21 protein-coding genes are annotated in these 19,874 nt (G+C 38.8%); 8 read left to right on the top strand and 13 right to left on the bottom strand.

Annotated elements, in window-relative coordinates; genetic code table 11:
* The first annotated feature begins 78 nt into the window (after nucleotides 1–78).
* From J4N25_RS00105 to J4N25_RS00080, 6 genes are all read left to right on the top strand, one after another.
* Nucleotides 79–702 (top strand): acyltransferase, encoded by a 624-nt coding sequence (locus J4N25_RS00105; protein ID WP_207420080.1) that lies wholly within the window; start codon nucleotides 79–81, stop codon nucleotides 700–702.
* Between the two features lie 121 nt (nucleotides 703–823).
* Nucleotides 824–1,405 carry an RNA polymerase sigma-70 factor gene (locus J4N25_RS00100; protein WP_207420079.1) on the top strand — a complete coding sequence of 194 codons (582 nt, stop codon included), beginning with the start codon at nucleotides 824–826 and terminating at the stop codon, nucleotides 1,403–1,405.
* A 77-nt stretch (nucleotides 1,406–1,482) separates the two neighbouring features.
* Nucleotides 1,483–2,496: a FecR family protein gene (locus J4N25_RS00095; RefSeq protein ID WP_207420078.1), complete on the top strand. Its 1,014-nt coding sequence runs from the start codon at nucleotides 1,483–1,485 to the stop codon at nucleotides 2,494–2,496.
* A 148-nt stretch (nucleotides 2,497–2,644) separates the two neighbouring features.
* The gene (locus J4N25_RS00090) at nucleotides 2,645–6,013 is read left to right on the top strand and encodes a TonB-dependent receptor domain-containing protein (protein WP_207420077.1); all 3,369 of its coding nucleotides are present in this window, start codon (nucleotides 2,645–2,647) and stop codon (nucleotides 6,011–6,013) included.
* 2 nt (nucleotides 6,014–6,015) lie between these two features.
* Nucleotides 6,016–7,602: a DUF4397 domain-containing protein gene (locus tag J4N25_RS00085; protein WP_207420076.1), complete on the top strand. Its 1,587-nt coding sequence runs from the start codon at nucleotides 6,016–6,018 to the stop codon at nucleotides 7,600–7,602.
* A 40-nt stretch (nucleotides 7,603–7,642) separates the two neighbouring features.
* Entirely contained in the window at nucleotides 7,643–8,761 is a 1,119-nt protein-coding gene (locus tag J4N25_RS00080; protein ID WP_207420075.1) for a hypothetical protein, read from the top strand.
* A 159-nt stretch (nucleotides 8,762–8,920) separates the two neighbouring features.
* Here J4N25_RS00080 and J4N25_RS00075 read toward each other — a convergent pair whose 3' ends face one another.
* The 7 genes from J4N25_RS00075 to J4N25_RS00045 all read right to left on the bottom strand — a co-directional run bounded on the left by J4N25_RS00075 (nucleotide 8,921) and on the right by J4N25_RS00045 (nucleotide 11,799).
* Nucleotides 8,921–9,286: a BTB/POZ domain-containing protein gene (locus J4N25_RS00075; protein WP_207420074.1), complete on the bottom strand. Its 366-nt coding sequence runs from the start codon at nucleotides 9,284–9,286 to the stop codon at nucleotides 8,921–8,923.
* Between the two features lie 320 nt (nucleotides 9,287–9,606).
* Entirely contained in the window at nucleotides 9,607–9,876 is a 270-nt protein-coding gene (locus J4N25_RS00070) for a hypothetical protein (RefSeq protein WP_207420073.1), read from the bottom strand.
* Nucleotides 9,877–9,940: 64 nt separating this feature from the next.
* On the bottom strand, nucleotides 9,941–10,216 hold the full coding sequence (locus J4N25_RS00065; RefSeq protein WP_207420072.1) for a hypothetical protein: 276 nt from the start codon (nucleotides 10,214–10,216) through the stop codon (nucleotides 9,941–9,943).
* A complete protein-coding gene (locus J4N25_RS00060; RefSeq protein WP_207420071.1) occupies nucleotides 10,213–10,725 on the bottom strand; it encodes a hypothetical protein in 513 nt (170 codons plus the stop codon). Before J4N25_RS00060 ends, J4N25_RS00065 begins: the two co-directional genes overlap by 4 nt.
* Before the next feature lie 32 nt (nucleotides 10,726–10,757).
* Nucleotides 10,758–11,096 (bottom strand): hypothetical protein, encoded by a 339-nt coding sequence (locus J4N25_RS00055; protein WP_207420070.1) that lies wholly within the window; start codon nucleotides 11,094–11,096, stop codon nucleotides 10,758–10,760.
* A gap of 60 nt (nucleotides 11,097–11,156) precedes the next feature.
* On the bottom strand, nucleotides 11,157–11,408 hold the full coding sequence (locus tag J4N25_RS00050; RefSeq protein ID WP_207420069.1) for a hypothetical protein: 252 nt from the start codon (nucleotides 11,406–11,408) through the stop codon (nucleotides 11,157–11,159).
* A 58-nt stretch (nucleotides 11,409–11,466) separates the two neighbouring features.
* Nucleotides 11,467–11,799 (bottom strand): hypothetical protein, encoded by a 333-nt coding sequence (locus tag J4N25_RS00045; RefSeq protein WP_207420068.1) that lies wholly within the window; start codon nucleotides 11,797–11,799, stop codon nucleotides 11,467–11,469.
* 263 nt (nucleotides 11,800–12,062) lie between these two features.
* Between J4N25_RS00045 and J4N25_RS00040 the strand changes: the two genes are divergently transcribed.
* Entirely contained in the window at nucleotides 12,063–13,013 is a 951-nt protein-coding gene (locus J4N25_RS00040; protein ID WP_207420067.1) for a hypothetical protein, read from the top strand.
* A gap of 712 nt (nucleotides 13,014–13,725) precedes the next feature.
* The gene (locus J4N25_RS00035; protein WP_207420066.1) at nucleotides 13,726–15,078 is read left to right on the top strand and encodes a DUF2314 domain-containing protein; all 1,353 of its coding nucleotides are present in this window, start codon (nucleotides 13,726–13,728) and stop codon (nucleotides 15,076–15,078) included.
* Nucleotides 15,079–15,125: 47 nt separating this feature from the next.
* Here the strand turns inward: J4N25_RS00035 and J4N25_RS00030 are convergent, their stop codons facing one another.
* From J4N25_RS00030 to J4N25_RS00005, 6 genes are all read right to left on the bottom strand, one after another.
* Nucleotides 15,126–16,580 carry an RtcB family protein gene (locus tag J4N25_RS00030; protein ID WP_207420065.1) on the bottom strand — a complete coding sequence of 485 codons (1,455 nt, stop codon included), beginning with the start codon at nucleotides 16,578–16,580 and terminating at the stop codon, nucleotides 15,126–15,128.
* 557 nt (nucleotides 16,581–17,137) lie between these two features.
* Nucleotides 17,138–17,743, bottom strand: a complete 606-nt coding sequence (locus J4N25_RS00025) for an Imm26 family immunity protein (protein WP_207420064.1) — start codon at nucleotides 17,741–17,743, stop codon at nucleotides 17,138–17,140.
* Nucleotides 17,744–17,748: 5 nt separating this feature from the next.
* Nucleotides 17,749–18,492, bottom strand: a complete 744-nt coding sequence (locus J4N25_RS00020; RefSeq protein WP_207420063.1) for a hypothetical protein — start codon at nucleotides 18,490–18,492, stop codon at nucleotides 17,749–17,751.
* A gap of 18 nt (nucleotides 18,493–18,510) precedes the next feature.
* Complete coding sequence (locus J4N25_RS00015) at nucleotides 18,511–18,888, bottom strand: hypothetical protein (protein WP_207420062.1); 378 nt, start codon at nucleotides 18,886–18,888, stop codon at nucleotides 18,511–18,513.
* Nucleotides 18,889–18,921: 33 nt separating this feature from the next.
* Nucleotides 18,922–19,392 carry a hypothetical protein gene (locus tag J4N25_RS00010; RefSeq protein ID WP_207420061.1) on the bottom strand — a complete coding sequence of 157 codons (471 nt, stop codon included), beginning with the start codon at nucleotides 19,390–19,392 and terminating at the stop codon, nucleotides 18,922–18,924.
* A gap of 216 nt (nucleotides 19,393–19,608) precedes the next feature.
* Nucleotides 19,609–19,874: hypothetical protein (locus tag J4N25_RS00005; RefSeq protein WP_207420060.1), on the bottom strand; the 266-nt coding region annotated here is incomplete at its 5' end.

Below are 19,874 nucleotides of genomic sequence, written 5' to 3'. Positions count from 1 at the left end.
TATCGCTATAATTCTTATTATCCCTTATGCATCTACGCATTTAATAAGTAATTCGATTAAACATTAAATATCTACTTCATGAAAGCAAAACTAAAAACATTCTTTATTTCAGTAAGAAATAGATGGGGAGTAACAAATTCAATAAAAAAAAGCAAAGAAAGCTCGGTTGAGATACTTGGTAATATTTTGTATACATCCATAAGAATTAAAGGAAATTCAAAGGTAGTTATTGGTAAAGGGTGCCGTCTTAGAAATGCATCGATCAAGGTAAGAGGGAATAACAATAGAGTGGAGCTGGAAGAGGGTGTATTTTTTACAGGAAACATTGAGCTGTTCGGGGATGGGAATTCTATTAAAATCGGAAATAATACGCGTATTAACGGCGCGGATTTTATTGTGCACAATGGAACAAATGTAGAAGTTGGTGCAAGATGCCTGTTCTCAACGAAAATAGACGTTAGGACGACCGATAGTCATGGAATTTATAACGCAGATGGAGAACGAATTAACCTGGATAAGAATATATACATTGGCGAACACGTATGGATAGGCCGCATGGTTTCGATTTTGAAGGGTGCTCGTATTGGCAATGGTTCTGTTATAGGATCCATGTCACTTGTCTCTGGCACTATTCCAAACGAAGTTATTGCTGCAGGAGTTCCAGCTAAACCTATCAAGAATAACATCTCCTGGAAGGAATAAATTATCTTTAATAATAACAGGGAGGGGATGATCTACGCAAAAATATTACTACACCACTAAAAATTTAATTCAGCGTTAACTTTTGGTAAAAACGATAAGCCTAGCTTGCCGGCTCATCGGTATGCGACCAACAGATCACGCAGATAACAGAATAGCAAAGTACTTGAAAGAAGACGAAGGCAAAGCCTTCGACCTCCTTTTCAGGGAGTATTTTCATAAACTATTTCTTTTTGCCTGCAAGCATCTTAGAGATGAGCATAAGGCGGAAGATCTGATTATGGATGTAATGTTGAACTTTTGGGAAAGAAGAACACAATTCCTCGCCGTTGAGAATATTGAAGCTTTCTTGTACCAGAGCGTGCGGAATAAAATTGTAGATCATTACCGTAAGAAATCTTTACAAACCGAACCAATTGAGGAAGCTACGCACCTCAGCTCTAGCTTCAGTACCGATGCTCAGGCTCATTTTAAAGACACCAAAAAAATATATTGCGAAGCACTGGGGCAGTTAAGCGAACAACGACGAAAGGTATTTGAATTACGTCGTCATGAGTTTTTATCTGTTTCGGAAGTAGCCCAAAAATTAAATATTTCCTCTAAAACGGTCGAAAACCATATGACCGCAGCATTGAATTTCTTGAAGCAATATCTAAAAAAGACAGGTGTCGCGGGAATTCTTTTATTTCTTATTACTATCAAATAAATTTTAAAAATAGATTGGGGGGTAGATAGGGCTATCTCGTCATTATAAATGATCCGTCTTGAGATCGGATTGTTTTTATGACAGAAAATTCTAATAGAAAGTTACTTAAAAAGTATATAAACCAGCAATGCAATGCAAGCGAATTGCAGCAGGTTCGGCAACTCTTACAGCAAGCTGAGGGGCAAAAAGAACTAGAGCATTTGCTGGATGAGGATTGGAAACAATTTAGTGCCCCTGACCTTCCAGAAGTTGAACTCAGAAGGTGGAAAATGCGCTTTTATTCCCTGAAAGCGAGTAATAGTTCCACTGGAAATCCCACAATTTATCGCTTTTTCTATGCTGCTGCTGCCTGCCTATTGATGGCTATCCTAACCTGGTTCTGGAAATCTCAAAATCAATCAGATTCTGCTCCACTGGTAAAAAATGTTGAACAGCTAAACCCTGCAGGCCAACGTTCAAAAGTTGTATTGCCTGACAGTTCGGTAGTGTACCTCGGCCCGGCCAGCTGTTTGTCCTATCCCGAAAAGTTCGGAAAAGACAAACGACAGGTATGGCTGGAGGGAGAAGCATTTTTTGAAGTCAGAAGAGATGAGAAAAAGCCTTTTTTAGTTCGTACAGGTAGTATACAAACCAGGGTATTAGGCACCTCGTTTAAAATTGATTCCCGCGAAAGAAGAGTAGTGGTTGCTGTAGCAACAGGAAAGGTACGGGTAAGTGAAACTCACGATGGGAGAATGCAGGCTTTGGCTAATTTATCACCTGGCGGAAAAATTGCCTTTAATGAAATCAATGGAAATGTAAACAGAGGCCATTTGGATCCTTCTGAAATTAAAGGCTGGAAGGATGGCAAGCTCTTTTTTAATAACACTAGCCTTGAAGAAATTGCAATTATACTTAGTCGCTGGTATAATATCCAAATACATATAGTCAACAATGACCTGAAAGCCTACCGGCTAACCCTGTCTGCCGATGGAACTGAGCCCTTAAAGCACATCCTAGAAATCATTTCAAGTACCGCAAATATTAACTATAAAATACAAAACCAAACAGTTTTACTCGAAAAGAAGGAGGAGAATGAAATAAAGAAATAGTAGAAAAAACCGTCCGCAAATGCTGCGGACGGCGAATGCCCTGCTTAACCCACGGATTGACAGCCTCAGGGTTAATGCTGGCTATGAATAGAAGCCATGCTTCTGATATAACAGTATTAAACTATAATTCCGTTACATTTTCAAAAATATGCAAAAAGTACTACAACAGTACCATCGTGCTCGCTTTTGCGGGGTAAGGATTTTTTTTACCCTGCTACTTTTCCTTAACAATTACTCCATACTGTACGCCAATCCAGGAAAAGAGCAAAATATTGATAATCTTAAAATTGATTTCCATATCAGCAATGCCAGCCTGGCTGAAAGCCTCGTGGCTTTGGAAAGAAGAAGTGGTGTTAAGATTTCGTTCCTGAATCAAACCGTAAGCAAAGCAAAAAAAACGGTTAATATAAGTCAGAAAGATATCAGTGTATCCAATACGCTTAAACTGATCCTTTCTCAAACAAATCTTACTTACAAACTAGTAAAGGATTACATAGTAATTGAAGAGAAAAAATCGGTAGTTCCTCCTAAACACCTAAAGGGAAAGGTTACCGATGATAAAGGAAATAGCCTCCCGGGAGTTTCTGTAAAAGTTGAGGGTAAACTAAGGTCAGCAGTTACCGATGTAAACGGCACCTTTTCAATTCCCGTTGAACCTGGCGACAAAGTTGTTTTTCAATTCCTTGGTTTTGAAACCAAGACAGTGGTATACTCAGGAGAAGAGCAAATATCAGTTAAGCTAAAAGAGGTAAATCAAGGACTGAAAGTAGTGGTCATCCACGGGCGGCGGTCATCGGCCTCAGACGTAGCACTCTTATCGGATCGGAAGAAATCATCCTCTGTTCAGGATGGTATTAGTGCAGAGGGTATTACAAAGGCAGGCAGTATAAGTACTTCGGAGGCAATGCAACGAGTAGTGGGAGTATCTGTTTCAGACGGAAAATACGTTGCCATCAGAGGATTAAGCGACAGAAATATTGTAGCACAGCTTAATGGTGCTCGCTTATCAACAGCCAATGCGGATAGAAGCGCCGTGCCACTTGACCTGATACCCGCAATGTTACTCGACAACATCTCGGTAATTAAAACCCTTACTCCAGATAAACCCGCAGATGCAACCGCTGGGGTAGTAGAGCTTAAAACGAAATCCATTCCCGAACAACTTACGATAAATTTTACAGCCTCCTCGGGCTTTAATAACCGTATTGGTGCCGATGGTAACTTCACATCATTTCAGGGCAGCGACCTAGGCACATTTGGTCAGCTAATTAGCCGTAGAAATCTATCCGCAGAATTTAAGGACCTTCGGTACCAATACATGAACGTGGAAGGTGGCATTCAGTCTGTATTTAGAAACAGCGCCGGCAGCATGGCAAACTACCAGGAAGCCCTCAGGCTCAACAGGCTTATGGAGAGTTTTGATCCAGTACTTACCACCTCATTGAAAAAAGCCGATGCTAATCAGTTGTATTCCTTCACGATTGGAAACAATTACACTGTATTTAAAAGGAAACTTGGCGTAATTCTCGGTGCAAACTACTTTAGTCGGACAGACGCAAACCAGGGTGGAGAATTTAATACTTATTCCTTCTACGGAGGCGCTGCAACAGGAGGCTATAATACAGGAACCGAAATTCCCGACTTTATTACACCTAATAACATACGTTTGCTTCCGTATCAAAACTACCGGGAACACAGCGGGACTCAACAAGTAACATATGGAGGACTTGCAGCGGTTGCGTATAAGATCTCAAACGAGCATGAGGTAAGTGCGCATTATGTTGGCAGCAAGGGAGCCGAAGCTACCGGCATGAACCTTATTGGAGGATATCCATCTTCAAATCTAATTTCCCAGAAAAAGTTTAATATTGGAAACCAGATCTATAACCTGCGTACCACCGAGCGTGATTTTCATACCCTCCAATTTAAAGGTGAACATAAGCTTGGAAAAGCCGCATCAGCTTGGAGGTTTAACTGGAACGCCAGCGGCTCAAATGCTATTCAAAACGATCCCGACTTTAGAAGTGTAAACCTGGTAACTGATACCAACCAGGTATACGACGTGAACAGAGTGAGCTACCCTGAGTATAGCTTTCCAGATGGAGATGAACTAAGCGGACGGTATTTCAGAAACATGAAGGAGAGAAACCGAAACTATTTCGCCGACTTAACACGAGAGTTCAAAGTAAACGACGATATCAAACTGAATTTAAAGTTCGGCTATTTCTTTCTAAAGCGTTCGCGTAACTATAACGAACAAGTACTCGGTCTGCCCGATGCTGGCCAGTTAATGTATTTGAATGGAGACCTGAATGCGCTGGTTGCGCCAGGGAATATTGGAATACGCGAAGGTGCTTCAGGAGGAGAGGGAACTGGCTTCGAAACCGCTCACCTCTACAATGTAAGACCAACACGTAATAATTATACTGGAAGTCAGAAGGTTGACGCCATGTACCAGATGCTGGATATTCGCTTAAAGGAGAAATTTCAACTTGTTGGAGGGGTACGCTTCGAACAAACCCGTATGCACGGGGTGGTAGATACCATTGGAATAGGTATTGATCAAAGCAATTTTACTAAACTCCAGAAGGATTCGCTCTCCGGAAGCAGGTATAACACAGACTTTAAACCGTACTGGTCGGGAACCTTTATTTACAGGCACAGTCCAAAAATGAATTTCCGTGCCGCCTATTCCCGCACTCTTCAGCGGCCCGAAATTAGGGAGTTCGTTCCCACTACACAATTCGATGCCTTCGAGAATGCTTTTGTTAGAGGTAATCGCGACCTGATTAATTCTACTGCACAAAACTTCGATTTCAGATGGGAATGGTTTCCAGCATTGGCGGATGTATTGTCAGTATCCGTATTCCACAAAAAGATCAAGAACCAACTTGAGAAGGTGTTTAGCGGGCCTTCAGGAGTTGCAGCAGATGGCCCTGCATTTACCCCATCGGTATCCTATCAAAATAATTCAGAAACCGGTAGGGTGATAGGATTAGAGTTTGAGATACAGAAAAATCTGGGCGTATTGGGAAGAAGTTTTCGCAACTTCAACTTAAGTAGCTCACTCATGCTTGCAAACAGTTCTGTTAAACTTAATAAAGACAGACTTAGCTCAGCCCGCCTGATCGATCGTTATGCACCAGATGAAAGTCCGGTATTTGAACAACCTCCTTACGTTATCAATGCCAGCCTTTCTTACGATAACAAAAAGTCAGGTTCAATCTTCAACGTCCAGTTTAATCAGATCGGAGAGCGATTGGTGGAGATTCAGTTAAACGGAGGCCCCGACGTGTATGAGCAGCCTGCCGGTGTTCTTGACGCTATTTTCAAGCAAAGGATTTACAAAGGACTTCAATTAACCGGCTTTGCTAAGAATATTCTCGATCCTGACTTTAAAAGGGTGTACGCTAAACCTGGAAGAGGAGGAAAATATGGTACCTATAACGAAGAATATATCAGAAGAAAATACCGTAGAGGAACAGAGTTCATGCTTGGCTTAAACTATAATTTTTAACGATGAAAAGATTTCTTTCAATCAGAATAGTATTTATTACATTATTAGCACTGTTGGGCTCGTGTAAAGAAACAGACCATCTGTACGAAGTTCCTGTTAATGAACTTTCAGAGGTAACGCTATACAACGTGGCCAAAGGAGAAAACGAGGGGATTCACCGTATTAACTTCGAAGAAGATCCTATGACTGGAAGCCCGAAAATTTATCCTGGGTTTCAACTAGGGATTTGGAATGAGAGTACAGGTTTTATCAGCAGCAATTCAAGCTCCATAAAACCAGGAAACCCTGTAAACATTCCAACCTCTGCCTTCACTAACGATACCTTGCGACTTCATTTTTTTCAGACTGGCGTGCCTGTAGTAAACCAAGTAATATCTAATGGCAATAAGGATATCTATTATTATGCTTCGGGTAGCAGAGTTACCCATAATAATTCAAGATCGGCCTCCTATGCCTTGAAGGAATTTCCCAAGAACAATGAAGCCCCTTCCCCTGGGCATTTCAAAATAAGACTTTTAAACCTTGACTATGGGTCCATCTTTCCTGCAAGGGCTACCGCAGCACAATTTTGCTCTCTTCATTTAAGCCAGGGAAGAGAGTTGATAAAGGATGTTCCACTGGGACAAAGGTCGGCGTTTATCGAACTACCTTATGGCACCTATCGACTAGCCGTAAAGGATAACGATAATAACGTCAGATCTCAGATCTTGTCGAATTTCCTTACCCAAATTGCTGGCGGTAGAGAAGCTACAACACCCGTTTTTCTTAAACCAGGAGGAAATTACACTGTGGTCTGCCTTACTGCAAGTAGCTATTCTGAAGGATACCATATGTTTGATATTATAGAAGAAAAGGTGTATCAGCAGGAGCAATTTGGGAAGCTTATGTTCCTGAATGCCTTGCCCTCAGGAACTTCTGCCGAGCTTAATATAGGATCCTTAAAAACAGGGGCTCTTGCTTTCGGAGCTTTTTCAGGGTATTCATTAATACCTTCTGGAGATCACCCTGTATCTATCCGATCTGCAGGTCAGCAGATCATTGAAGACAAAATAGAGGTTAAGGGTAATGATAACCTTACTCTTATTCTATTTGAGAAAAACGGCAAACCAGCAGTGAAGGTTATTCAGAATAGATTAAAGACCAGTGGTGAACTCGCGGGTGTAAAAACGCAGTATTTCAATTTTTCGGATGCGGCCTTCGTTACTTTTCGAAAAAATAATGACGAGTCAATACCCAATAATCAGTGGGAGCCTGGGGATGAAAAGACCACCTACCTGCAACAGGGAAGAACCCTGCTGGAGCAGAAAAACATTCAGGAAGCTTTTATTGATTATTCGGCCTTTGACCTCGAGCCCTGGAGTGATTATTTCCCGGTTAAACTTAGTGCGTTTGTTAACGCATCGGCAACTGAAGCGCTGCCTGGGACTAAAATAGAAGGTCTGGAGCTCGATTTTCCGTTCACATACACACAAGGCGGGCCAGAAAAGGCAGATCCTGATTTGTACTCCGTTTTCCTGATTGGGCGCACAGCTTCTGATTCGCCTGCCGATAAAGCGAGGATTATAGTTATCCCCCACTCAAACAAGTAGACTTCACATTGTGGCAATCAATAAAATTACAACGAGTTTTATGAGACTTTTAAAGAATACAGTTTTTGGAGCTTTGATCATGGCTTTCCTTGTGGCCTGCGAAAAAAAAGAAGACATGAAGCCCATTTCCAATCCAGCTTATATTAGAGCATTTCAGGGACAAACAAATTTCGGTTTAGGTGAAGGCCCGATGGGGGCCACCGGAATTCCTACTGGCAACCCGAAGCTCTACTTTGTAATAGACGGCAACTTCGAAAAGGAAGATCAGCATCCCTTTGGAGCAAGTTCAGCTGAAGTATTATGGCCCAGGAGCAATTTCCAATTCGGCGTGTACAGATATTCCGGCACAGCTACAACTGAGTTTCCCGGAAATAAAACCTTCAATCCTGTAGGTCCAAATATAAATGAGGCCGACCTCAGCGCATGGATGCAAATTAGTTCTGGGAAACACAGGATTAGCTTTTTCAGATACAATGAAAATCAAAAGCCTTTCCGGTACAAGAAGGAATTTTTGCTGTTAGATACTGTAATGGAGCTCTCCTCCGGGCAGTATTATACTTTTCAGAGTATAAGCGCTGATTTAGATGATCCCGCGAAATTTAAACTTCAAGTTCTAAAAGAAGGTATCACGCATGATTTTAGGGATAGTACTAAGATTTATTTTAGTTTCTACAGCTCAATGGCAGATCCCTCCGTTTTCCCTGTTAGCGAGATTGACATCTATCATTCCTACTGGTATATCCAATACCTTGAACCGGGAGTTGTTAATAGCCGATCCAAAGAAATAGTTTCGCCAGAAGTGTTTGCTACATCACTTTCCACAAAAGTTTCTCAAGAGGATGATAACCAGTCGGATTGGATAGAGCTCGATTATCCGGCAACGTTTTATAATGTTTCGCCTGTGGGAGAGATAAGAAGAAAACCTTTCAGCGTGTTTAGTATTTACAAAAAAGGGGAAAGCAAAGCCAAGGGCGACGACCCTCTACTTGTCTGGAATAGTTTTTATAACGGTTCTCCATTTAATACCGGCCTGCCCGAGCTAGTTGGAGGAGACATCAGAAAAATTCAGCTTTGCAATTTCAAATACTACTCCTGGGGAATGCCCACTTCAGACATTCGTTTCTATGCTCATGCTATAAAACGTAAGACAAACAAATAGAAAAAGATCCGGTGTTAATGTGTAATGCTCTTCGGCCGGCTGCTGGTCGGAGAGTTTTTTGTTTCTTACCTTTCTAGTTCGGTAAATAGCCCTTTCACCTCAGCTCCGTGAGGATAATTTCTAGATTATTTACAAAATAGCGGAAGAGATAAAAACTTGTTATTGATTCTTATACGTATCCTGATAGTTCAAGCTCAGCGTATCCCCTCCATTCTTTTTAAAAACCCTAACAATAAGCTCATTTTGTAGTTTAACTAAGGAGTCCCCCACCTCTATAAATCTTTCCCAATTGGGCAAAATCTCGTAACGATAGCCACTTCTTAAAAGTGCAACTTTAATATTGTGATTCTGTTTCTCATGGAATAAGGTGTCCACTGTCCCTTTGAAGGCCTCCTTTAAGTCATCCTCGCTTTTTAATTCCTCTATAGACTTACCTGTGAACATGCACCATAAGAAATATCCGCACAAAACTACTGCAGGTATTCTAAAAAGTATATTCAGTATTATACTATCTACTTTATTCATGAATTCTTCTACTTCCCATTAATAGCAATTAAGCTTATCGTGCCATCCCATCAAGTCAAAATCTTCTTCTGTCCAGATTGCCTTTTCGGGCTTATATTCATCCATTTTACTTTTCGATATTACTATGGCTTTTGGAAATAGTAGTTACTATTACCAGACCATTAGCGGCATTTTCAGATCACCAAAACTGTTACTAATAAAACAGAGCTATTTGTCGATATCAGCTAGTTCCATTCCTGACAGATATCTTGCAAATTGGCCTTGGCCTGTTAACAATAACATCTGATAGTATCAGCATTGTGTTTTTTAATAACATTAAGCTAAAATTCCTCCTCCAGTTCAGTAATAACGTTTTCTGGACTTTTCACAGAATAGCGCAAGCTTATGGAATCCCCTTCACTTAATCTATTAGGATTGCTGTCCCAACCGTTTGTTGTCTCAAAGATCTCCTCTCCTATTTTATATCTTACTCTAATACTATGCCCTTTATGAGACTTGATACCTGTAATAATTCCTTTTGAATATAGAAAGCCGGCCTTCACTTCATCTAACCTTATCCGATCTTTTTTCTCGAATGCTTCAGCAACCAATATAATCCACCCACTACAATAATCAAAATAAAAAGGTTTGTCAGTATTTTTTGTAACAATTTATTCATCGGGTACGTGCTACGGGGTTTCTTTGGTTGACCTGTGAATTTGGCATAAATATGCCGGAATCAGTAGAAGTACATATACTAATATTTGAGATAACAGAAGCAAATAACTCCTTTAACATAACAGAAAGAAATTTAATTGTGCTTTCAGTCCAACTTAATTTTTCATTATTCTCCTTAATATCGAGAATGGCAGGTTCAAAAAGAACTCCGATTAAAAAAACTACTTTTACTAGTGCAGTTAAGCCTTTCTTCATTGTTACTAATCTATTCAAGTTTCCCTTCCTTTAATTAAGCCCAAATCATGTAAAAAAGTCAGTGAATCTTCTTCCATAGCTTTTCTTGTTATCCTCAAAGACAGGTAAGGAAACAAGATAAAAATACTCCAAATTAAAGACAGAAATGCAAGGGCTTTAACAGGGTAATACCAAAGAGAAGTAACTAGAATTACGCTTATTCCTACCATGAAAATGAAAGCCAGGCAGGACATCATTAAAATTGCATATTTGTTATAAGGGACAATGGTACAGGTAATTAGCGTCTTATCAGAGGTAGGTATAAAGTCAAAGGTAATAGAGCCTGAAGTTGAAAAAGGTCTTGCGCCAGTTATATCTCCTGTTACCTCTACCCTATTTTCATATATGCTAGCGTGCTTATAGTTAAAAAGGAAATATTCTTTGCCGCTCTTTTGTTTCCGTATGTTCTGCCTGATTTGGGCAAAAATAGCCTCCTTGGGCGTGTTAGTTTCTATTTGATACTGCTTATGCAAAAACTTAGTGCCCATCTTGATAAGTGATACTATTGGCTGAGATAGAGTTAATGTGAGATAATTAAACCGTTGTCAGGAGCTTTAGGATCAATCAAAACAGTTACCGAATCTCCTAGCCCTGGAGCCTGGGTGTCAAAGGATTGTCTTATAGCTAATCTTTTACCTTTAAACGGTCCTTCTTCTTGAATTAGTAAAATTAAATCTTTAACCTGCCTATCAGTACCTCCAGAATCTATACTAATCCCTGTATCATCAATTCGCAAAACTTCAGCAAGAACTGATATGCCTTTTTTATATAACCGGTTCCTATTATAATTAATTAGCCTTTTTACGCCTATATAAAATAACAAAACAATAATGCCTACCCCTATTTCTTCTAAAGTCACCGGTCTTTTCTTTTTTTAAGTATAATTAATCGACTTCCAAAACGCTCCACCACTTTTACCCTAATTCCCTTCTGTCAATAAGCGTTTTCTAAATATCGCCAGCAAGGCGATTATAAAGATGCAAACACCATTTAAATCTTTATAGGTCTGAATGGATTGGCAAAGATTCTGGCCGTTTACTTTTGAAATGCATTCTGTCGTTGCATCTGTTTCGTATTTCAAACTCACCATAGCATTTATGATTCCAAAGTTCAAAACAGGTATGCCACCCAAAGATACCCAGAAAATAATTTTATAGATTTTTAGTCGCATTATGGTATAAAAGGTTAATCTTTTATAAATCTCTATTACTTAAAATAAAGCCCCCCAATCATGAGCTTTTCTTTCTAGCCTGGTCCCTGTATTTTTCAACAAACTCTTTAGCTTCCCTCAAAGTCTCAGGATAAGTAATATAATTCTCATGAACATCCAGGTTCATATACCTTCTGTCTTTATATAAATGCTGATAATAAAACCCATTTTCTACCAGAAATTCAACAGTCTTCCATTTCTCGTCATCGTTTTTTTTAGGAGGCCGGAAGCGATGTGGAAACAGGATCATTTCCTTGCCACATTCAGGACATATTTTCTTCGTTCCGAAATTTGTGATTCTTTCGCGGTTGAAGCTTAGGCGACATTCTAAACAGATTTTCTTATGTGACATGTTATCAACTGCAATATAGTTTGATCCATGGAAATAATGAAAAGCAGGCCAGCCAAAAAGTGATTTGTAAATACTTTCCCCAGAGGGCCATCCTTAGCAACCATAGAAGACCAGCCAAAGGGTGAACCTTCATTTTTAGATACCACTTATCTCTATGACCGCTTTTAAACCTACAAATAACAGGTATTAAACTTTTTGATTTGAAAAAGGAAGCTAGAAAAGATGTTCTTGGGTTAAAAAAGTAATTGATGTATTATTACCGCATGAAAACCTTATACACTTTAATTCTTGCAATAGCTTTTGCTTCATGCACTTCTGGTCCTGAAAAAGCGAAAAGTGAATTAGCCGAAAACGAGCAAGATACTATCAAACAGAAAAAAACAGCTGCCGAAAAAACAAAAAAAATGATTCCAAATATTTATATAGATGCTATAGAATATTTCCCCGAGACCAATGAATTTTTCGTTTCCCTACCCTTTTTGAAAGAAGTTGATTTCAAAATGTTTGAGAAAATAGGAGAACAAGCTGATTCTATCATATTTCAATCGGATGAAACCACCCGCAGCCGATTACCGATAAAAGTAGCTCAACTATATTTTGATTTAACCTTATTAGATACTTTAAACATTTATGATTCCGCTCATAATTTTATTACCGGAGCGAAATTTGTGAGAGTAGAATATTACCAACCAACAATTGAAAGTAGCTTTATTGCTGTATTCAAGCCTGAAAATATCTCTTCAGAGGAAGGTAAAGAAAAGTTCTACTACTGTACTAGCTTGGTAAAAAAAACGGAGGAAAAGATAAGAGCAGTAGAGAAAACAAGTAGTTCTCTTACTAATAAAATTATTCAGGAACTTGGTTTAAAGGTTAAGTATCAATGGGCGTCTGAGCATATTAAGCTCATAGATGAAGGTTCTACCCTTTCCATTTTAGCAATTACCCCTGAAAACGAAAACAAAATAAGCTCTTACCTAACAGAACTTAAGAACGGGAAACTGAAAATACTTAATGAATATAAAGGAGAGGATGCGTTCTGGCAGATTTTACCACTTCCCTTGGAACACAATAAGCGTCCTGTTCTACTGATTACTTTGGCCGTACCCGACAGTGATGTTAGCCCTTTTTACTTACCTTTTATTTGGGAAAATTCTGGATATAGGATGGTGCAAAACAAATTTATTTGCAATAAAAGTGATAAGGAAATCTTTTAGTTGCAACTGGAAGCTGTTGCAAAAATAGATATGTGTCTTATAAGACACTATCCTGGCAAGTCTTCCAGGATTAATCCTACAATTGACCGTCCGACTGTAGCTTTTAATCACAACCGCACCTTGCTTGATCGTTAATGTTTCCTTTTCTTTAAGTGCAGAAATGGGTCAAGTTTTTGCGCTTCTGTCTCCTGATTACTGCAACCGGTTCAAACGCTCTTGATTTTTTTCCGTAAAAGGAGTCGTTCAAGCTCCAGGGTACTACGGCAGTGTATAATTCCATTTCTGGCCTTAGCTTAAAACCTTTTCCTCCTTCCTAGTTAATAGTCAGGTTTTTTAATTTGCTTAACAGGTTAAATTTCATTTTAAACCTCCTTCTTTGTTTTGTTGATGCAAAGATTGGGAGTCGGTGCGCAGGGTATTTGCGTAGTGAAAATGAATTATAAAAAGTTTTAATTTGGAAACTGAAATTGCGTTATGAGTATATATTCTATTCGAAGATGATGGATGATAACCATTCAATAGGTTAACCCTTTTTTAACTCTAAAACTGCCAAATCACTCTGATATACTATCGAGTACTACTTTAAATACCGGCCAGAGTCCTTAAATTTATAGCAGATTTTGGTGACTTGGCCAGAGGCTTAAACAGCAAGAACCATCGTATCGGGCTAGTCAAGCAAACCATAGCCTAATATTGCAATAGAATTATAGAAATGAATATCACATGCAGATTAAGAATTGGTAGATTAAAAATAACGACATACTGTTTTATCTTATTTTCAAGTATACTGATGTCTTGCAGTACTTATGAAAAATCAAGCATCGTGAATAGCTATTTTGTTAATAATATCGGAATTTATTCTCTTGATAACGATACTGTTAGTAAGGCAATATTGGAAAAATTGGCAAGAGAAAAACTTGTGGGCTTCAAACAGCTTGATAGTATTCCTCAATCATCAAATATCGATTCGTATTCCATTAGTTTACATCAACCATCGAAGGATTTTACACCTCCTGACCTTTCATCCCTAGCCTATTTTGCAAGAGATCTGTCAGACAAAGAGAAGTTAGCTCTTCAAAACTATAAAAATGTAATTTCATTTACATTTAAGGGAGAAACAAAAGATGTTTACAACAAGCAAAAAAGGATCAACAATTTTGTGAATGAATTAGTAAAAAATAAGAATGTAGTTGTAGCTGATATAAATTCATATGAATGGTTTAATTCTAAATCATGGAATGAAAAAAGAGTAGAGAATTTCATTGGGTCCGACAAGGATATTGTTCACCAGATCTCAATTCATTTTTATAGGGAGAGCGAATTCTGTCGCGGAGTAACCATGGGGATGGAGAAATTTGGTCTCCCTGACCTATCAATCAAAGCCTTCACATGTAGTGACCAGAATACATATAACAATCTGATAAATGCTGCAATTCAAACATTAGCCGAAAAGCCATTTATACTGGAAGATTCAACACTTGTTATCGATTTAAGGTTAATAAAAAATGATGTGGTCAGAAATGAACTAAGAGCAAATTTAAAGCAAAATGCAAAAGAGAAAGCGGTAATAAAACTTCAGTCTGTTGAACCAGAAGAAGGTGATAATATCAATAAACAGTTTATGATATCCTTTCGAGATCCAAATTATGCGAATCAACAGGAGGAACAAAACTTCTTAGTAGCAAATCTATTTGGCGCAAAGGATTCAATAACTCATATAACACATGATTCTTTAATTATAATAACAAGTGAAAAAGCACGTCAACGACTGCCGGAATTAAAAACCTTGTTTAATAAAGGCTTAGCTCCGGGATATTCAATCCTTGTAAAAGCACCTTTTAAAACTGATAATGATTCAAATGAATGGATGTGGGTAGAAATTACGAAATGGACTTCAAGATCACTATCCGGGGTGTTACAAAATAATCCTTTTGAGATTAAAAATCTTAAAGCTGGAGCACTTGTTGAAATTGATGAGGCAGATATATTTGACTATATTTTGAATAAACCAGATGGAAGTTCTGAAGGAAATGAAACGGGGAAAATAATAGGTAACAAAAGATAAAAGGATAACAACTAAGCAGGAAGCGCCCTGCCTAGTACGTTACTATTTCAATCCTCCGGCTTCTCCCTGGCATCTGCCATTCTCACAATCCTCGGTTCAAACTTAGCCAATACCTCCACTAAATTTTCCTGAGCAGCCATTACTGCATGTATATCCTTGTAAGCCATTGGGGCTTCATCCATATCGCTTCCCATTAAAGTTATGCGCTTATCCACCAAATTCGCCGCAATAACAGATCTGTCTAAAGTTTTAAAAGCTGCACTTCGGCTCATTAATCTGCCAGCCCCGTGACTTGCAGAATTAATACTTGCTGCATCGCCTTTACCACGAACTACAAAACCAGGTGTACTCATTGATCCTGGAATAATACCCAACACACCTTCCCCAGCTGGAGTTGCACCTTTACGATGCACCATTACTTCCGTACCATCGGCCAGTTTTTCCTTCCAGGCAAAGTTATGATGATTTTCAATTACCATTAATGGTTTATGATCTATAGCAAGGGCAATTTTATTATGAATTTCATGATGATTGGCACTTGCGTATTCGCCCGCCAGGTTCATGGCGATCCAATATTCCTGTCCCTCATCTTTATCTAAATCTAACCAGGCTAAGTGTTTAGCTTCGGCGGGAAGCTTGGTTTTAGTCATGGCGATTTTACTGTAATGATCAGCAACGCTACCCCCGAACCCACGAGATCCAGAGTGTGATAATAAGGCTAAATATCTCCCGGCAGGAATTCCATCTAAAGCTCCATCTGCAATAGTTAATTCACCCCACTCCACAAAGTGATTGCCAGTTCCGCTGGTTCCTAACTGCGCATAAGCTTTATCCTTTAAAGAGCGGATCACTTTAGTTTCATTCCATGTTTTGCTATCAAATAAGGAACTGTCAAAATACGATTTGGTGGTACATCCTACTCCAAAATAAGTGTTATTAACCAATATATTTTTAAGCTTCTCGTTTTCCTTGTCAATCGTTTCTGCCGGAAGGTCAAAGATGCTTAAACACATCCTGCAGGCAATATCTACTCCAACAGCAAAAGGAATAATGGTATTTGCCGTAGTAGCTAATACACCGCCAATAGGTAAACCATAACCCTGATGAGCATCAGGCATTAATGCACCTGCTACCGCGATAGGTAATTGGATAGCTGTCCGCATTTGCGCTAAGGCACCTACTTCAATATGCTCTAATCCCCAAACCGGGAAATCTGCAATCTCCTCTTTCAGCTTAAAGTTAGTTCGTTGTTGCTTTAAAAATTTACCTTCTTTACGCAAGGCAATAATGCTTTCGGCAAGGTTCTTAAACTTCCCGCCTTTCTTTAAGGCATAAGGCAGTGGGTCATCAATTAGGGCTTCAAAATTGGCCAGAATATCTTGTTTAGACATTACAGCATGCTTTAATAAACCATTTGCTACACGACTAAAGCTTACCAGGATCTCCACATCGTTGATTCCTAAAGCTTTTAATTCATTGTTGCTGACCTTTTCTTTTTCCATGATCGTTCTATATTTAATGTCACAAAGAAATCCTGCTGCTGCGCAATCTTTTTGCGCAGCAAAAAATATTTGTATATTCCTAAAAATTATTTCTGATGCCTGTTAAAACCGGTGTTGAAAAAAGGTGTATAACCCCGAAGGCGAGAATGTATGATTCCCAGAGGTAGATTAGATATAAATTACAAGGCTCTCTTTGCTGACCTAAATAATATAACAATTACTTACCATTATAAATTTACCCTAACCAATTTGCCTGGCGTAATTCCTTGTGCTGCCTTTCGGTTCGTAGCAGCTTTGATCTGGTTCTTGAGATATTAAAGTTACCTTCTGGAAGTGAAGTTTTGCTTGCTGATAGCAATAGTCCAGGAATTTATACTACACACCAAGTTTCTTTACTTGACATTCTATAACTTAATGAAAGTTAGTAGAAAATACCCACTGAAAACTACTCAGATGAACTTTAGCTCGAAAATATAATAATCTTCACATGTATCCAGAAATGAAGATAAAGGATCGTCTAAGGTTAATAGAGCAAATCACCTCAAATTTTTCAAGGTTTATAATTCCAAAGCCTTTCCTTTCATAAAATTTGGCTGCTTGTAAAATGCAGGAATACTTGTAACCTCCTCATAATAGTGCCTTTGATAAAATTCATCCAGAGGAATAAACTGGGTAATCTCTTTTCCTTCATCCTGCAACAGCGCCATAGCTATCTTTGTTCCGACGAGTTCTGATCCCTTAGCACCTAACGTTTCGAGGTGTTTTACAGCATCAAATTGTGTTTTTACTTTTTTATTGATAGCCGCCTCGGGAACATAATACCAGTTTTTAGGCTTATCATCTGGTTCTCCCCTTTTGTAGTGGGGAATAATTGTTTCCTCTTCAGTAACCGGAACATGTCCAACAAGAATCCAAGACCCTTCCCTTACCGCTGGAGATATTCCGGCAATTAAGAGAGGACATAGTATCAGATCTTTATAGATAAACTTCTCAAGGTTGGTCGTTAGGGTTGGGGTGCGGTAGTTATAAACTCTTATCAATATGGGGTAGCTGCAATCAGGATAAATTTCTAGTAGCTTAATACACTTGGCGTACGCGAAACCTAGATCACCGGGAAGGGTGATTGCATAGATATTGCCGTTTTTTATTCTTGTTCTTGCCATTACATTTATATGCGTTTAAGTTTAGGACTGACTTCTTTAAAATAGGAATCAAAATCAGGTCGACCTACAAGATGAGCAGTACGTCCGAAGCCACAATTCTCAAAAATAATCCTTAAATAATTTATAAAGGATGTACCGTTCTCTTCAAATAAAAATCTGCTGTCAACAGTTTTTATTGGGGTTATTTCTATTGAATATGCCTCCCCTCCGCTAATATTATCCTTATGAAGGTAGTCAGCGGATAGTTCAAGAAAGGGCACACCGTACTCCTCTTTATTCCCTCTAATCTCTTCACTCCAATACTCATCGGTCACCTGCTCAACAAGACTATCCAGAGAAGTAATTTGTATGGGATCGGCACCTTCCCAGGGGTTATCCTTGTTTGTTTTATAGTCCCATTCAAAACTACAGGAACCAACAACCTGGTAAAATAACTTCAGGGAAAGTGGAATCGAACCAAAAGGATCCACTACCTTTTCCAGTTCACAAAGAAGTTCAGTGGCGTTCTTTAGTGGCTCTATCAGAGGTTTTTCAAAATTATTTTGACTGTCTTTCTTAAAATTATAATTACGCTTTCTCAAAGCATTATGGATTATTCCTAGGTTAAAACCAGCGCGGTTCATAATTTCTGTGACAACTGCCTCAACATCCATATAATACTGCTCGCTAAAAGCTTGCTGGCCAAGGCTGAGAATCTCAGAGTATACACCTATTGTCTCCCCCTTATTGTAGCGATCTATAAAACTCATTTTTCTCTTCGCTTTAAACTAGTTTTTAAATCTCCAAAACCTGGTATCCTCATATTCGGAGCTTAATATCAAGGTATCTTTCCTGAACTTTATTTTTCCGGAGTAGAGGAAATCCGGGTAATAAATTTGGATCGAGTCCCCGGAAATCCGATATTTAAAGGATGTCAATTGATCGACATAAAATATGGAGTCCTTTCTGATGGCAAAAGTCGCATTCTCGCTTGTTCCATTTGTCCAAATTCCCTGAACTTTACTTTTTAAAGGACCTGCCTCTAATTCTGTATAAGAACCAGCATTAGAGGCGATTGAATCTTGGAAGGTTCTCCTATCACTTTCCGGATTGCTGGTGCAAGCTGAAAAGAGTAAAAAGGATAAGTAAAGGCATGCTCTATACATTGGTGTTGTAAAATTCCTGCCTCAATATAAATATTAAAAGGTGAATCTGTTGAAAGAAACACCACCGCGCTTTTCCATTGGAATCTTTTGAGTTGTTAAAAAAGCGGGTAAAGCTCTGATATATTGCTTGAAGCCCACTGATTTAAAAGCTATCTCCCCTTCCACCATTTCGATATTCCAATCAAACTCCAGCTCCCGGTTTATATACTGCCCGTTCCGTGGTTTACATGGATTAACTCTGGTAATTGTATCAATTGTAAGTCCAGGAGTTGATGGCCCGATATCAAAGTTGAGATCATATACATTTTCAAATAGTAGAGTGCAGGGAGCCACCCAGAAGTTGTAGATTCCTCCCTTTAGTTCCCATTCAAAGATGTAGTCGATATCAAAAAGGAGTTCAAAGTTATCACTAAAGGAAATAGCGTGAACAGGAGTATCGTGCCATCCCATCAAGTCAAAATCTTCTTCTGTCCAGATTGCCTTTTCCGGCTTATATTCATCCATTTTACTTTTCGATATTACTGTGGCTTTTGGAATTAGTAGTTACTATTACAAGACCATTAGCGGCATTTTCAGAGCTATAAAACGGTTATTAATAAAACAGAGCTATTTGTCGGTATCAGCTAGTTCCATTCCCGACAGATATCTTGCAAATTGGCCTTGGCCTTGTTAACAATAAGATCTGATAGTATCAGCATTGTGTTTTATAATAACCTTTAGCTAAAATTCCTCCTCCAGTTCAGTAATAATGTTTTCTGGATTTTTCACAGAATAGCGTAAGCTTATGGAATCCCCTACACTTAATCTATTAGGATTGCTGTCCCAACCGTTTGTTGTCTCAAAGATCTCCTCCCCTATTTTATATCTTACTCTAATACTATGCCCTTTATGAGACTTGATACCTGTAATAATTCCTTTTGAATATAGAAAGCCGGCCTTCACTTCATCTAACCTTATCCGATCTTTTTTCTCGAATGCTTCAGCAA

It is taken from the genome of Desertivirga brevis, assembly GCF_017355835.1.
This window is presented reverse-complemented; position numbering and strand designations above follow the sequence as displayed.

Excerpts from the sequence above, each read along its gene's own strand:
- J4N25_RS00040 (WP_207420067.1), top strand. The coding sequence starts at position 12,063 with ATGAAAACCTTATACACTTTAATTCTTGCAATAGCTTTTGCTTCATGC.
- J4N25_RS00025 (WP_207420064.1), bottom strand. The coding sequence starts at position 17,743 with ATGGCAAGAACAAGAATAAAAAACGGCAATATCTATGCAATCACCCTT.
- J4N25_RS00100 (WP_207420079.1), top strand. The coding sequence starts at position 824 with ATGCGACCAACAGATCACGCAGATAACAGAATAGCAAAGTACTTGAAA.
- J4N25_RS00035 (WP_207420066.1), top strand. The coding sequence starts at position 13,726 with ATGAATATCACATGCAGATTAAGAATTGGTAGATTAAAAATAACGACA.
- J4N25_RS00045 (WP_207420068.1), bottom strand. The coding sequence starts at position 11,799 with ATGTCACATAAGAAAATCTGTTTAGAATGTCGCCTAAGCTTCAACCGC.
- J4N25_RS00050 (WP_207420069.1), bottom strand. The coding sequence starts at position 11,408 with ATGCGACTAAAAATCTATAAAATTATTTTCTGGGTATCTTTGGGTGGC.
- J4N25_RS00020 (WP_207420063.1), bottom strand. The coding sequence starts at position 18,492 with ATGAGTTTTATAGATCGCTACAATAAGGGGGAGACAATAGGTGTATAC.
- J4N25_RS00015 (WP_207420062.1), bottom strand. The coding sequence starts at position 18,888 with ATGTATAGAGCATGCCTTTACTTATCCTTTTTACTCTTTTCAGCTTGC.
- J4N25_RS00080 (WP_207420075.1), top strand. The coding sequence starts at position 7,643 with ATGAGACTTTTAAAGAATACAGTTTTTGGAGCTTTGATCATGGCTTTC.
- J4N25_RS00095 (WP_207420078.1), top strand. The coding sequence starts at position 1,483 with ATGACAGAAAATTCTAATAGAAAGTTACTTAAAAAGTATATAAACCAG.
- J4N25_RS00030 (WP_207420065.1), bottom strand. The coding sequence starts at position 16,580 with ATGGAAAAAGAAAAGGTCAGCAACAATGAATTAAAAGCTTTAGGAATC.
- J4N25_RS00085 (WP_207420076.1), top strand. The coding sequence starts at position 6,016 with ATGAAAAGATTTCTTTCAATCAGAATAGTATTTATTACATTATTAGCA.
- J4N25_RS00090 (WP_207420077.1), top strand. The coding sequence starts at position 2,645 with ATGCAAAAAGTACTACAACAGTACCATCGTGCTCGCTTTTGCGGGGTA.
- J4N25_RS00105 (WP_207420080.1), top strand. The coding sequence starts at position 79 with ATGAAAGCAAAACTAAAAACATTCTTTATTTCAGTAAGAAATAGATGG.
- J4N25_RS00010 (WP_207420061.1), bottom strand. The coding sequence starts at position 19,392 with ATGGATGAATATAAGCCGGAAAAGGCAATCTGGACAGAAGAAGATTTT.
- J4N25_RS00060 (WP_207420071.1), bottom strand. The coding sequence starts at position 10,725 with ATGGGCACTAAGTTTTTGCATAAGCAGTATCAAATAGAAACTAACACG.
- J4N25_RS00075 (WP_207420074.1), bottom strand. The coding sequence starts at position 9,286 with ATGAATAAAGTAGATAGTATAATACTGAATATACTTTTTAGAATACCT.